This window comes from Kitasatospora sp. NPDC048239, from assembly GCF_043202015.1.
Taxonomy (GTDB): Bacteria; Actinomycetota; Actinomycetes; order Streptomycetales; family Streptomycetaceae; genus Kitasatospora.
Genome location: NZ_JBICZP010000004.1, coordinates 549,848 through 563,952 on the forward strand (window position 1 = coordinate 549,848; position 14,105 = coordinate 563,952).

7 protein-coding genes are annotated in these 14,105 nt (G+C 77.3%); all 7 read right to left on the minus strand.

Annotation, left to right across the window (positions count from 1 at the left end):
- Positions 1–29: 29 nt before the first annotated feature.
- Positions 30–2,105: a hypothetical protein gene (locus ACGFZP_RS14095; protein WP_392931958.1), complete on the minus strand. Its 2,076-nt coding sequence runs from the start codon at positions 2,103–2,105 to the stop codon at positions 30–32.
- A complete protein-coding gene (locus ACGFZP_RS14100) occupies positions 2,102–5,836 on the minus strand; it encodes a DUF5682 family protein (RefSeq protein WP_392931960.1) in 3,735 nt (1,244 codons plus the stop codon). Before ACGFZP_RS14100 ends, ACGFZP_RS14095 begins: the two co-directional genes overlap by 4 nt.
- A 4-nt stretch (positions 5,837–5,840) precedes the next feature.
- A complete protein-coding gene (locus ACGFZP_RS14105) occupies positions 5,841–7,046 on the minus strand; it encodes an AAA family ATPase (RefSeq protein ID WP_392931962.1) in 1,206 nt (401 codons plus the stop codon).
- Positions 7,043–12,118: a hypothetical protein gene (locus ACGFZP_RS14110; RefSeq protein WP_392931964.1), complete on the minus strand. Its 5,076-nt coding sequence runs from the start codon at positions 12,116–12,118 to the stop codon at positions 7,043–7,045. The genes ACGFZP_RS14105 and ACGFZP_RS14110 overlap by 4 nt, the downstream gene beginning before the upstream one ends.
- A complete protein-coding gene (locus tag ACGFZP_RS14115; RefSeq protein WP_392931965.1) occupies positions 12,115–12,975 on the minus strand; it encodes a DUF4132 domain-containing protein in 861 nt (286 codons plus the stop codon). Before ACGFZP_RS14115 ends, ACGFZP_RS14110 begins: the two co-directional genes overlap by 4 nt.
- A gap of 199 nt (positions 12,976–13,174) precedes the next feature.
- Entirely contained in the window at positions 13,175–13,744 is a 570-nt protein-coding gene (locus tag ACGFZP_RS14120) for a TetR/AcrR family transcriptional regulator (protein ID WP_392931967.1), read from the minus strand.
- Positions 13,741–14,103 (minus strand): DUF1304 domain-containing protein, encoded by a 363-nt coding sequence (locus tag ACGFZP_RS14125; RefSeq protein ID WP_392931968.1) that lies wholly within the window; start codon positions 14,101–14,103, stop codon positions 13,741–13,743. Before ACGFZP_RS14125 ends, ACGFZP_RS14120 begins: the two co-directional genes overlap by 4 nt.
- Positions 14,104–14,105: the final 2 nt, after the last annotated feature.

Genomic DNA, 14,105 nt, shown 5'->3' on the forward strand with positions numbered 1-14,105 from the left:
GGATTAGCTGCCTGTGCAAATAGTTCTCCTTATAGTTCGGCCTCCTGCGGTTCGGGCTCGCCCCAGCCTCCCGCGCAGAGTGCCGAGGCCAGCTCCTCCCCGTAGCAGGCTGCGGCCAGCCAGGCCGCCGTGAAGGCGCCGTGGTCCTCGGCCACCACCCGGCCGAACACATCCCGCGGCTGGTCCGCCGCGGCCGCGCGCAGACCGTCCAGCAGTGCCGCCCCCGTGGCCAGGCCCGCCGACCGCAGCTGCGCCGCATCGGCCACGGTCGTCCCCGCCCCGAGTGCCAGGGCCCGCCGGCCGCTGGTGACCGCCTGTTCCACCCGGCGGGTCAGCAGGTGCACCGGGGCCTCGGGACCGCTCCCCACCGACGGCGGGGCCGACTGCTCGCCCCCAGGGCCCGGGGTCAGGTCGGCGGTCTGCATCCGCTCCAGACCGAGGTTGACCCGGCCCGCCCGGTCGGCCGGCAGCGCCAGGGCCGGGGCGGTCGGCGCCGCCTCGGGTATCCCTGGCACCTCGGACGGCTGGAACGGCTCGGACGGCTGGGACGGCTCGCGCAGCTCGGGCGGCTCGCCGATCGCGAGCAGCCGCAGCTCGGGGCGGGCCGCGCGCTCCAGCCGCCCGATCACCCGCAGCCGCAGTCCCGGCCCGGTCGCCAGCAGCGCCAGGTTTCCGCGGAAGGCCAGCCCGGGGTGCTCGTGCCCCGCGAGCAGGGCGACCACGCGTCCGCCACAGGCGGCGAGCAGCCGCTGACCGCCACCGGGCCCGGACGGGGCCGCCCCGAGCAGCGTGACGTCCAGGAACAGCAGGTCGCTCCCGGCCGGGCGGCTCTCGTACGGCAGGGCCGCCGCCGCCAGGGCCCGGTCGACCTGCGCGGCCACCGGTTCGGCCCACAGCGCGGCGAGGGGCTCCGCCGTCCAACCGGCCCCCGCCGCGCGTACCGCCCGGACCGAGGCGCCCGCGCCCAGCCGCCCGTTGGCGGACCTGGTCGCCCCCTGGACGGCCAGCCCGGCGCGGCTGAACTCGCGGTGACCGAGCGAGGCGTCGCCCAGCCGGACCGCCCGGTTGCCCGCCCCGACGGCCTGCGGCGCCGCCGCTGTCGCGTCCCCGTGCGGCATGACCTCCGCGACGGTGCTCAGTCGCCCGGTGGAGTCCACCGCCCAGCTGAGCACGCCCGCGTGTGTGGCCGTCAGCACCGGCTCCGCGAACAGCCCGTACAGCCGCAGGCCGCCCGCCTCCTGGTACGCCTGGCGGGCGACGCCGCGCAGTCCGGCGAGGTCGGGACGGTCGGCGTGCCCCGCCGGGGCGGTGGCAGTGGTCGGGGCCGGGGCGGTGGCAGGGGCCGGGGTCGGCAACGAGGTCAGGGTCGACGTGAGGTCGAGCAGCTCGCGCAGTCCGGCGGCCAGGTCCGCGAGCCGGTGGTCCGGCTCCCCGGAACGGGCCGCGCGCACTCTGGTCACCACCGCCACGGCCGCGGCGGCCGGGCGGTGGAGCCCGGCGAGCCGGGCGCGGTGGGCGGCCCGCAGCAGCTCCGCCTGGAGAACGGCACCAGCTCCGCTGACCCCTGCGGCCAGCACGGCGGCCGCAGCCCGGTGCAGGTGGTGGGCGGACTCCCGCTCTGCGGGGGCGAGTTCGGCGCTCGGAGCCGTCGGCTCGGCCCCGGCCCCCGCCGTGACCCCGGCACCTGCCCCGGCCGGTGGCGCGGCTGCTGCCTCAGCTGCGGCGGAGGGTGCCCCCGCCGGCGCGGCCCCCTCCGCGCTCTCCTCGGCGCCCTCCCCCGGCTCGGCCAGCCGGCAGACCGTCACCGCCGCCGCCCGGTGCACACAGGCGGGCGCGAGCAGGCAGCCGCAGCGGACGTCCTGCGCCGCCGCGACCACGCCGCCCGGCGCGTGCAGGACGAGCGCCGTCTCCTCGTCCACCTCGATCCGCCACTCGTCACCGGAGCGGCTCACCGGCCGGACGGCCAGCTTGGCGGCCGCGCCGTCCAGCCGCTTCTGCAGCCGGGCCGACAGCCCGGCCACCACCTCGGCGACCACCTCCGGCCGCACGGCGGGCCAGTCGCCACCGGGCCGGTCCGTCCTCTGCTCCACCGTCGCCGCCGTCATCGGACCTTCTCCCCCACCCATCGGGCCAGTTCCAGCGGACTGAGCGCCGCCACGGGCATCCCCGCCGCGACCAGGCTGCTCGCGACCGCCGTCGAATACCGTGCCACCCCGGTGTCGTCCAAGGCGGCGCAGCCGATCAGATGGCAGCCCGAGTCGACCAGCGCCCGGGTCTGCGTGAGCAGCCCGCCGATCGGACCGCCTTCCTCGAAGTCGCTGATCACCGCGACCAGCGTGCGGGACGGCACCGTCACCAGCTCCCGGGCGTACTTCAGCCCGGCCGCGATGTGCGTGCCGCCGCCGATCCTGACCTCCAGCAGCAGGCCGAGCGGGTCCTCCACCCGCTCGGTCAGGTCGACGATCTCGGTGGAGAAGGCGACGAAGTGGGTGCTCAGCGAGGGCACCCCGGCCAGGATCGAGGCCGTCAGCGCCGCCCAGACCGTGGACGACTCCATCGACCCGGAGACGTCGACCACCAGGATCAGCCGCCAGTCGGAGGCCTTGCGGGCCCTCGTCCGGAACACCGGCCGCTCGGGGACGATCAGTGTGCCCGCCTCCGGCTCGCCCGGCCGGGCGGGGCGGGCGGTGGCGAGGTTGGCCCGGATCGTCCGGTGCAGGTCCAGGCCGCCGCCCGGGCGGCGGCTCGGACGCGGCACGCTGATCCCGGTCAGGGCCGGGCGCAGCCTCGTCGCCAGCTCCCTGGTCAGCTCGTCCACCAGGCGGCGGACCAGCGGGCGCAGCCCGGCGATGCGGGCCTCGGGCAGGCCGCCCGCGTGCTCCAGGACGGTCCGCAGCAGGTCGACGGACGGGCGGACCGCGCTCGGGTCGATCGCGTCCAGCGCGTCCGTCCGGCCCTGTGCGACGGCGGCGGCCAGCACCTCCTCGCGGATGCCCGGCCCGAACAGCACGGCCAGCTCCTCCGCCCACTCCCGCACACCCGGGTAGGGGGCCTCGCGGCCGCCCCGGTTGCCGCCGGGGCCGCCGCGGCCGTCCAGGCCGGGGCCGGAGCCCTCGCCGCGGCCGGTGCCGTAGAGCTCGTCCAGTGCGATGGCGAGCCGGGAGGACCGGCCACCGGTGCCGGCACCCGGTCGGCCGAGCAGCAGCCGCCACCGCTCGGCGGGGGCGAGGACGCGGTCGGACGCCTCCCCGGGGGCGGCGGCCTGCGCGGGGACGGCGGCCTGCGCCGGCCGATGGTCCTGCGCCAGGCCGGGGGTGCCGACGGGGGTGCCGGCGGTAGCGGCGGGGCCGGGCGTCGCCGGCAGCAGCCCGCGTCGGCCGAGCGCGGCACGGGCGGCGAGGTCCGCGCGGGCCCAGCCGGTGAGCAGGGCGGGGTCGACCGTGTCCGGCAGGGCGCCCAGCCGGGTGCCGAGGCGCTCCTCGACCAGGGTCAGCAGGCGCTCCCGGGCGGCCGGGCTCAGGGTGTCGAAGCCGCCGCGCAGGGCGGGCAGCCGGTCGAGGAACGCCTCGTCGGACAGCGTGGTGACCCGCTCCAGTACCGGTTCGAGCACCTCGGGCGCGGTGGCGAACAGCCCCTCCGCCGCCGTGAGCAGACCGACCAGCGAGCGCCCGAGCGCCTGCCGCGTCTGCGGGCCGGTGGCGCCGTCGACCCAGGAGGCCGCCCGCTCCCCGAACACCGTCGGCGGCTGGTGCCCGAGCAGTACCCGCACCGCCCCCGCCGCTCCGCGGACCAGCGGGCTTCCGCCGTCGGCGAGTTCGGCCAGGGTGTGGCCGAGCCGCAGCCCTCCGGACTCGTCCGCACGCCGGGCCAGATCGACCAGCGCCCGGGCGTCCTGCGGATCGTCGGAGCCGCCCAGGCCCTCCAACTGCCGTACGGCCGCCACCGTCAGCAGCTCGCCGGCGGCCGCCAGCGCCGCGGCCCGCGGGCCAGCGCCGGCCTCGTCGGTCCCGTCGGCTCCGCCGGCCCCGTCGGCCTCGGTACCTGCCCGCTCCGGGGCGAGGCCCGGCACGTGGCCGGCCACCAGCCGGTCCAACAGGGCGAGTCCGTCGAGGAGTTCGGGCAGCGTTCCGCTCTCGGGAAGGGTGGCGGCGAGCTGGTCCAGCCGGGTGTCGGCGAGGGCGGGGAGGCCGCAGGCGGCGGCGTCGGCGAGGCCCTGGAGGACCTGGCGGGCCGTCGGGCCGTCCGCCTGCTGTTCGCGGCGCAGCTGCTCGCGCAGGGCGCCCTCGGCGGCCTGGGCCGGGGTGACACCACGGGTGCCGGCCACCGTCAGCATCGCGGCGACGGCCGGGGTCCACTCCGCGCGCCAGCGGGTGCCGAGCGTCTCGGTGCCGCCCGCTCCGGTACCGCTGATCGACTCCGCGTAGGGGACGCCGCAGACGGCGAGCCGGTGCAGGAGCAGATCGCGGCGGCGGTCGAGGCGGGAGCGCAGCGGGTCGAGGCGCAGCTCGCGTGTCGCCGGGTCCCCCGGGTCGGGCAGGCCCAGCTCGGCGAGCAGGGCCTCGGTGGCCGGGGCGAGGCCGCTGCGCGGCGCCGCCGGGGTGGGCCGGCCGGTGCGGGTGCCGACCAGGACGCGTTCCAGCGCGCGGGCCACCGCCCGGCCCCGGCCGAGTGGTTCGCCCTGGGCCAACACGGTCTGGACCGCCTCGATCAGCTCGCCCCGGCCCGGGGCGGCGAGTCCGCGCAGTCGGGCGAGGTCTCCGGCGAGCCGGACGATCTCGCGGGCGTCGGCCGGTCCGGCGGGGTGGTCCTGGGTGCGCAGGGCCTCGCAGATCCGGACGGCGGTGAGTGCCAGCGCCTCGGAGAGCCGCTCCGGGTCGCCGGCCGCGTCGAGCACGGTGTGCTGCCACTCGGGGTCGCGGATACCGGCCGGGTAGCCGGAGCGGGCGTCCAGCAGCGGGTAGGTGTAGGGGATCAGCGAGACGACGTGGCCGCCGCCGGCCGACAGGGCTTCCGCCTGATCCGACCGGTCCGGCTGGTCCGGCTCGGTGAGGGCGTCGAGCAGCGCCGGTGCGTGGAACGCCCCGATCACGGCGGCGACCCGGCGACCGCCCACCGCCGCGGCCCGGATCCGGGTGCGCATCCAGGCCTCCCGCCGCAGGTCGTACGGGTCGACCCCGGCGCCCTGCGCCGCGTCGCGCCGCATCGCCCAGCCGACCAGCAGGGCGGCCCGCCGGACGGCCTCCGGCGGGGAGCCGGGGGCGGCGGTCTCGACCAACCGGTCCCACAGGTCGTCGTCGTCCGCGCGCCCGGTGAGCCGGTGGCGCAGCGCGTCGGCCACGCCCGGCTGCTCGTCCTGTGCCGGTGCGGGCCCTCCGGGCGTGCGGCGGGCCCGTGCCCGGTGGGCGAGCGGCAGGTCGCAGGCGATGGCCTCGACGCCGTTTCGGCGGGCCCACCGCAGCGCGGCGAGCTCGGGCGAGAAGTCGGCGAACGGGTAGAAGGCGAGCCCGGCGGCGCCCTCGCCCACCGCGTCCGGCGACGGGCCGTCCTGCGACGGACCGTCCGCACCGGGTGCGGCGGCGAGGGCGACGGGCGCCCTGGTGTCCTCGGCCGCCAGCAGTTCCAGCCAGGGCTGGAACTCGGCGGGCAGCTCGACCAGCAGGACCTCGGGCCGGGCCGCGTCGAGCAGCGCGGGCACCACGGCGCTGAGCGACGGCGCGTGGTGCCGTACCCCGATCAGGTAGGGCCCGGGACGCGCCAGCCCGGTGGCGGCCAGTTCGGCCGCCTGCGCCTCGACCGCCTCCCGGGAGGAGCCGTCGGTGATCACCGCGCTGCTCATCGCCTCACGCCTCCAGAGCCGAGCGCTGGTCCCACAGGGTGCGCCAGGTGGCGGCGCCCTGCTCGGCGCGACGGCGCACCGGGCCGTCCCAGTAGCCGAGCAGGCGGGCGGCGTCGGCCGGGTCGTCCTTGCGGACGACGCCGATCAGCTGGCCGGGCAGCCGCCCGAGGAGGTCGCCGCCGTCGGACAGGTAGGCGGCGCCGACCCCGAGGGCGGTGGCCACCGAGACGGCCTCGGCGGTGCTCATCACGGTGGACGGGCGCTCGACGTCCCAGCCCTCGGTGGAGCGGCCGGTGCGCAAGTCCCGGAAGGCGGTGACCAGGGCCTCCAGTACCGCGTCGTCCACGGCGTACGGGGCGCCGGCCCGGGCGACGGCGGCGGTGGACTGGCGGCGGACCAGCTCGACCTCGGCCGCCAGGCTGCCGATCGGCCCGACCGTCTCGAAGTTGAACCGCCGCTTGAGGGCCGCGGACATCTCGCTGACGCCCTTGTCCCGCAGGTTGGCGGTGGCGATCAGGGTGAACCCGGCCGCCGCGTGCAGCTGGGCGTCCGGGGTGCCGGCCAGCTCGGGTACCGCGATGCGGCGCTCGGAGAGCAGCGAGACGAGGGCGTCCTGCACCTCCGGCAGGCAGCGGGTCACCTCCTCGACCCGGGCGACGGCGCCGGTGGTCATCGCGGTGAGCACCGGCGAGGGCACCAGGGCGTCCCGGCTGGGGCCCTTGGCCAGCAGCAGGGCGTAGTTCCAGCCGTACTTGAGCTGGTCCTCGGTCGTCCCCGCGGTGCCCTGGACGGTGAGCGCGCTGCTGCCGCAGACGGCGGCGGCGAGCAGTTCGGAGAGCATCGACTTGGCCGTGCCGGGCTCGCCGACCAGCAGCAGGCCGCGCTCCCCGGCGAGGGTGACGACGCAGCGCTCGACCAGCGCCCGCTCGCCGACGAACTTCTGCTCGACGGCCAGGCTCTTCCGCCCGGCCTTGAGCTTCTCTCCGTCGCTGCCCATCACGAAGGTGACGACGGCGCGCGGGGTGAGCCGCCAGCCGGGCGGGCGGGGGCCGGAGTCGTGGGCGGCCAGGAACTCCAGTTCGGCGGCGTACCTCTCCTCCGGCGGGACGGACTGCCGGGCGGCGGTGCCGGTGGTGGTGCCAGTGCTGGTGGTGCCGGTGCTGGTGGTGCCAGTGCCAGTGCCGGTGCTGGTGGTCTCGGCGGTGCTCATCGGCGGGCCTTCCTGCGCTTGCTGGTCTGGAGCTCTTCGTAGCCGGGGGTGTCACCCTCGCCGATCCGCTGCCAGGCCCGGGCGAACAGCTCCGGGACGGGCAGGTGCGGCAGGACGGCCTGGTGGGTCGCCAGCTGGTACAGGCCGGCCTTCCAGGTCTCGGTGGGCAGGCCGGGGGCCTTGGCCTCCTGCCAGCCGCCAGGCAGGAAGAGGCTGCGGCCGGCCCGGGCCCGCTTGGCCTCCAGCACCAGGTCGGTGGCGGCGAGTTCGGCGCGGGCCCGCTTCAGGCGGGCGGGCTTCCAGCCCGTCCAGCGGGCGGTGTTGCGGTCGGTCGGGTCCGGCAGGGCGAGCAGTTGGAGGTAGAGCGCGGCGGCGTCCTCGCCGAGGCCGTGCGTCTTGGCCACCTCGGCGACCAGGTCGGGCACGCTGAGCTGCGGGTTGTGCGCCCAGCCGGTCTCGGTACCGGGCTCGGGTGCGGCCACCAGGCGGGCCAGGTCGCCGCCGAGGATGGCCTCGATACCGCGCCGCTGGCTGCCGAACCAGTAGCCGGCGGAGAGGCCTTCGAGCAGTTCGAGCAGCGGGTCGTCGGCTCCGGTGAGCCCGGCGGGCCGCAGCCAGGCCGTCTCGACGCCGTCGTGCCAGGGCACGAGGACCAGCGCCTCCCCGCAGTGGACCAGCCCCCCGGCATCGGCGCCGCCCTCGGCGGGCAGGCCGAAGCGGGTGCGCAGCACCGGGCCGAGCGGTCGGCCCTTGATGTCGTGGTGGAGGTCGTAGTCCAGCAGCAGGCCCGGGTCGGCGAGGCGCCGGCGCAGCGCGGCGGCGGCCTGCGGCAGCAGCGGGCGCAGCGGGCTCTCGTTCGGCAGGTGGTAGGCGAGCCAGCGCAGGGCGTCGACCACGCCGCCCAGGACGCCGTTGGCGGGCACGGCGTCGGGGTCGTCGGGCAGCAGCCGTTCGGTGCCGCGGTCCTCGTCGGTGCGCATCCGGTACCCGGTGGTGCGGCTGAGCCAGGCGGTGCGGCCGGGGTTGAGCACCGTCTCGATGTGGCGGATGTCGGCGCCGCTGACGGTGGCCTGCTCCTCCGCGGGCAGGGTGACGAGCTGTCCGATCCGCTCCGTCCAGGCCTGGACGCCGGCCGCGAGGTCGGGGCCCGCGGTCCGGATCTGCGCGGGGTCGGCGGGCACCAGAGCGGCCCAGACGGCGGCGAGGTCCGCCCGGTTGCGTTCGCGCAGCCAGTCGCGGGCGGCCTTGGCCTCGGTGGACTTGAGGCCGTACTCCTTGAGCCGGTCGGCGGGCAGGACGGCGCCGTACCACTGGAACAGGGTGTTGGTGGGGCTGAGCAGCAGGGTGGCGCGGGTGCGGCCGATGCCGGTCTGCTCGCCGAAGGCGGCGGCGTGGGCGGCGTCCCAGGCGAAGCCGCCGGGCAGGCGCACGGCCTCGGCGAGCCGGGCGGCCCGTTCGGCGGTGAAGGGCTCGGCGGCGATCCGCTCCTCGGCGGTGGCGAAGTGGGCGACCGGGCCGAAGGCGCCGCTCGGGTCGTGGTCGACGGCGAGCCAGTGCACCCGGTCGTCCTGGTGGTGGCGGCAGCCGAGGATGACCACGGTGCGGTTGCCCAGCCGCAGGACCTGTCCGTCGCGCTCCTGGTGCTTGTGCTCGTGGCCGGCGGCGTTGAGCGGCTCGGTGAGGGTGATCTCGCGGAGGGTGCCGTACGGGTCGGCGAGCGGGGCGCGGGCCAGTTCGGTGAGCAGCAGGGCGAGCGAGGCCCGCTGCTCGGGCCGGGTGAGCGGGGCGGTGGCGGCGTAGGCGAGGGTGCCGAGCCGGCCGAGCAGGTGCAGCCAGCCGTGGTGGCCGTCGTCCCCCTGGAGGTCGAGGGTGAGCGGGGTGGACCAGCCCTCGGTGCCCTCGGCGACGGCGGGCGGGCTGGCGAGGACGGCGGTGACGGTACGCAGGTTGTTGACCACCCGCCAGGTGTCGCCGTGCTCCCAGGAGCGGCCGAAGCCGCCGAGGTCGGGCAGCAGCACGCCGACGGCGGCGCGCAGTTCGTGGTCGCGGCCGTGCTCGGGCCGGTGGGCGGCGCCCTGCCGGGCGGCGCCGGCCTTGGGGCGGGCCTCGGCCTCGGGCTGGGGGACGAACCGGGCGGCGTCGTCGAGCAGGTCGGCGGCGGCCCGGGCGAGCCCGGCGACCCCGGCGAGCAGCAGCGGGTGGCCGAGGCCGTCGAGGGCGGCGCCGACCGCCTGGACCTGCACCCCGTACTTGGCCTCCTTGGTGTGCGGGATCGGGCGGCGGACGCCCTGGACGGTGAGCCAGCGCTGCTCGTCCGCGGGGACCGGTTCGGCGTCCACCGGCCAGGCGGCGTCGATGAGCCGGGCGGCCTGCTCGTCGGTGACGGAGCGCAGGATCCGCGAGCCCTCCTCGTCCCGCGGGCGCAGCGCGTGCCACTGGTCCAGCGGGGGGACGAGCGCGGTGCCGGCGGCGTGCAGGCCGCCCGGGCGGCAGGGGCGGATCCGGCAGGTGCGGTCGCTGCCGCCGTCGCCCCCGGCTTCGGGCAGGACGAGGGACAGGCCGTTGCCGCGCTCCTCGGCGACCATCGGGTGGGCGTCGGCGGGCAGGCCGGGCAGGCCGAGCCGGCCGACCGGGTAGCGCCGGGCGTGCTCGCCGGTGCCGGTCAGGGTGAGGGTGCGGCCGTCGGCGGTGCCGGTGGTGACGCGGGCTCCGTCGACGCGGACCCAGCTGCCGAGCGCGGCGCCGTCGGTGCCGAGCGGGGTGCCCTCCAGGCCGGGCTGGAGCGGCAGCAGCCGGGTGCGGTGGAGGTCGAGCCGGCCGGCGCCGGCGGTGGCGGCGATCCGGGGCGGCTCGGCCGCGCGGCCGAGGGCGCCGGTGGCGGGGTCGAGTTCGACGAGGACGCCGCCCCGGTCGTGGCGCTGCGCCCAGAAGCCGGTGCCGTCGCCGAGCACCCGGTGTTCGCCGGGCAGCCGGGTGTCGCCGGCGTGCAGCGGGCGCTCTCCGGTGGTGCGGCCGCCGCCGGGCAGCGGGACGGACGGGTCGTCGGGCTCGTCGCGGCCGCCGTAGTAGTGGGCGACGGACTCGCCGCCGAGTTCGAAGGTCTCGGCGGGCCGGCTGGACCAGTAGGCGTGCTGCTTGCCGTCCTGGTACCAGACGACCAGGAGTTCACCGTCGGTGTAGCGCAGTCGGGGGCGCTGCCACTCCTCCAGCCTGGGGTGGCGCAGGGTGTGCTCCAGCAGGATCCCCTCCGGGCCCACCACGAGGACCTCGCCCTGGCGGGCCAGGATGAGGTGGGGCCAGGCGTCCTCGATCAGCAGGCCCTCGGGGAGGTTCTGGGCGGGCGGGTTGCCGGGCGTCCGGTCGGTCGTGGCGCCGAGTCGTCCGAGCGCCTCCTCCAGGGCGGGCCAGCCGAGTTCGTCGAGGATGCCGGTGCGCAGGGCGCGGGCGAGCAGGCCGGCGACGTCGAGGCCGGCGATCCGCTCGGCGGCGGCCGGGTTCTCGGCGCCGATGGCGCTGCGGTGGGAGCGCAGCTCCTGCAGCAGGTCGGCGGCGCCGGACAGGCCGCGGGCGGCGAGGAGTTCGTCGGTGCGCTGGTCGGCCCATTCGACGAAGAGCTCGCGCAGCACCGGGAGGGCGGGCAGGGTCTTGGCGGCGGCGGCGCTCTTCCAGGCGGGCGGCACGGCGGCGCGCAGGGTGGGCCGCAGGCGCGGGTCGGCGGCGATGGCGGCCAGCGTCGGGCTGTCGGGGCGGCCCTCCTTGACCCAGTCGGTGAGGTCGAAGGAGTGGGTGCCGGCCGGGTCGGCGACCGGGACGCCCTCCGCGAGCAGCAGGTCGAGCACCTCCAGCTGGGTCTTGCCGCGCCGGCGGCCGCCGAAGAGGTCGACCGGGACGTCGTCGGCCCGCAGCCGCTCGGTCATCCGCCCGGCGAGGGCGTAGGTGGCGGCGCAGGCGTGGCGGGAGCGCCAGCCGCGGCCGACGTGGGCGCACCAGCGCTGCAGCCAGGTGGCGGCGGGCTCGGCGCCCTCGGGGCGGGGGCCGGTGAGCAGCAGCTCGGCGCCGCTCTCGGCGAGGACGGCGAGCCAGCCGGCGTCCTGGGCCTCGTCGTCCGAGGTGCCGGCCGGGTCGGGGAAGATCTCCAGGAGGCGGGCGCGGACGGCCTCGTCGCGCTTGGCGAGCTCGATGACGGCGCCGTGCCAGGTCTTCCAGAAGGCGCCGGGCGCCCGGTCGACGGCGGGTGAGGCGAGCAGTTCGGCGAGCAGGGACTGCTCGTGTTCGGCGCGGTCGAGACCGGCGGCCCTGATCAGCGCGCGGGCGTCCTCGGCGACCCCGGCGTAGGGGGCCATGCCGGCCGCGGAGCGCTCGGTGCACAGCTGGCGGAAGCGCTGCCAGGCGGTGAGCGGGTCGAGCCGGGTGCTGAGCTCCTTGACGTACTGGCGCAGCGCCTTGACGGTGAGCGCGCCGGCCAGGGCGAACTCCAGGAAGACGGCGCGCAGCCGCTCCTCGTCCACCGCGAGGCTGTAGGTGCGCTCGGCCTCGCGGGCGCGGCCGAAGAAGGTGCCGGCGTAGGTCTGGTTGCCGTGCTCGATGAAGATCCGGCCGACCTGCTCGCAGTAGGTGGGCAGGAAGTGCGGCACGGCGCGCCCGAGGCGCACGGCGAGCTCCTCGAAGCCGTCCTTGGCGTTGCCGGGCTTGGACTTGGCCTGCCGGGCGAGCCGTTCCATCTCCTTGACCAGGGCGAGGGCGTGGTGCCCGTTGGCCGGGTCGTTGACGAGCGCCCAGGCGGGGAAGCCGAGCGCCTCCTGGCGGACCTGGCCGACCTCGGCGGGCTCGCCCGCGGGGACCAGTCCGAGGAAGTCGACCGCGAGGTCCTCGGCGGGGCCGAGCGCACCGGGGACCAGGCGGACGACGCGGCGCCCGTCGAGCGCCGGGTGGGTGTAGCCGCGCGCGGTGAGCACGTCCGCCGCGCTGTCGGGCCGCCCGACGTCGGGCAGGGTGCCGGCGGGCAGCACCGCGCCGGCGTCCAGCAGCCTCTCGTGCGCTGCGGCGGTGCCCGTACGGTCGGTGGTGCTCATGCGGCTTCCTCCCCTTCGATCGTGCGGCCGGCGTGCAGCGCCGCGGCCATGCGCATCCCCTCGGACCAGGCAACCGGCCCGACCTCGGCGAGCCGCAGCACCGTGCCGTCCGGGCCCGTCCAGCTGAGCGCGCCCGTCTCGCACTCGTCGTACTCGTAGTAGTCGCCGACCCAGACCCGGGCCTCCAGGGCGACCCCGCCCTCGACGACGGGCAGGACGGCGTGGCCGCCGCGCACGCGGTAGCCGAGCCGGGTGCAGCGGCCGAGCAGTTCGCGCAGCTCCTTGTAGCGGCCGCCGGCGTAGGCGGTGACCTGCGCGGCCTGTCCGTCGGTGTCGGCCGGGCGGTGCCAGACCTCCCGGTAGAGCTGCTGGACCCGCTGGGAGACGCCGAGTTCGACGGCGAACTCGCGCAGCTCCTCCAGGTCCTCCAGGAGGACGGGGTGCGGTATCCGGATCTCGCCGTCGGTGAGCCGGACGGTGTCGCCGTCCAGGTCGACCAGGCCGAGGCCGCGCTCGGCGTCGGCGCCGCGCAGGAACCCGGCGACGGCGCCGTCCTGACCGGTCACCACGAGGTCCCGCAGGACCAGCTGCCAGGCCTCGTCCGCCCAGACGGCGGTGATCACGGCGGCGGGGACGGGCAGCGAGCGGACCATCCACCGCTCGACGTCCTCCAGGCAGCCGCGCTCGTGCGCGGCGAGCCACTCGGTGAGCTGCTTGAGCCCGGTGACCACCGGGTCGTCTCCCAGCTTCGACGGCACGGACTTCAACTGGCGGCCGGCCGCGTTGCGGCAGACCACCCTTCCCTCCGCGTCGAGTGCGACTTGGTAGCCGCCCGATCCCGCTTCCACCCATGCCACGGCCGCTCTCCTCCCAGCTGCTGGTCAGTGATGGGAGGAACGTAACGGGACACACTGACAACGCTGTGGCCAGGGGGCCTCACCCGGCTCGGCCACCCCCCCAAACCCATCGAACGAGTGAACGATCAGCCGGGTGGAGGCCTTCCGGCGCGGCCGCGGGGGCGCAACACCCCGGTTCGCACGGCGGGTTGGGCGGGGGTCAGTCCAGCGCGGTCCGGTGCAGGGCGATCAGCAGCCGCCACACCCGGCGGGCCAGCTCGGGTGCGGTCGCCTCGACGAGGCCGTGCAGCCAGTCCGCGAGCACCCCGGCGAAGGTCGCGGCCACGGCCGAGGCGACCAGATCGGGCTCCGGTGCGCCGACCAGCGCGCGTTCGGCGCGGCTGCGGGCGCGCAGGTCCCGGTGCAGGACGAGCCCGAGCGGGCCGCCGCCACCCGGGCTCAGCAGCTCCCGGTAGAGCCCGGCGTGCGGGGCGAGGTCGGTGAAGAAGGCCACCAGGGCCGGCGGCGGGACGGCCGGATCGGGCGCGCCGCGCCAGGCGTGCAGCGCGTCCACCGCCTCCCGGACCACGTCGGCGCAGGCGTCGACGGCCAGCGCCTCCAGATCGGCGTAGTGCAGGTAGAACGTGGCACGGCCCACCTCGGCCCGGCGCACCAGCGCCGCGACGCTGACCTCCGCCAACGGGCGCAGGGCGCACTCCTCCAGCAGCGCCCCGCGCAGCCTGGCCCTGGTCCGGGCCGCCCGGGGGTCGCCCTCCCGCCCGTCCGTCATCGGGCCAGCAGGACGGCGGCCAGGGCCAGCGCACCCGGCAGCGCCTGGGCGAGGAGGATGCGCCGGTTGGCGGTGATCCCGCCGTACACGCCGGCGACCAGCACGCAGGCGAGGAAGAACACCTGGGCCCGGAACCCGGTCGGGTCGGCGGCGATCAGGCCCCAGACCAGCCCGGCGGACAGGAAGCCGTTGTAGAGGCCCTGGTTCGCGGCCAGCGGGGCGGTGGCCCGGGCCATCTCCGCGTCGAAGCCGGAGAGTTCACGGCCCGGCCGCTTCTCCCACAGGAACATCTCCAGGACGAGGATGTACGCGTGCAGGGCGGCCACCAGGCCGACCAGGACATTCGCCGTCGTCTCCACGG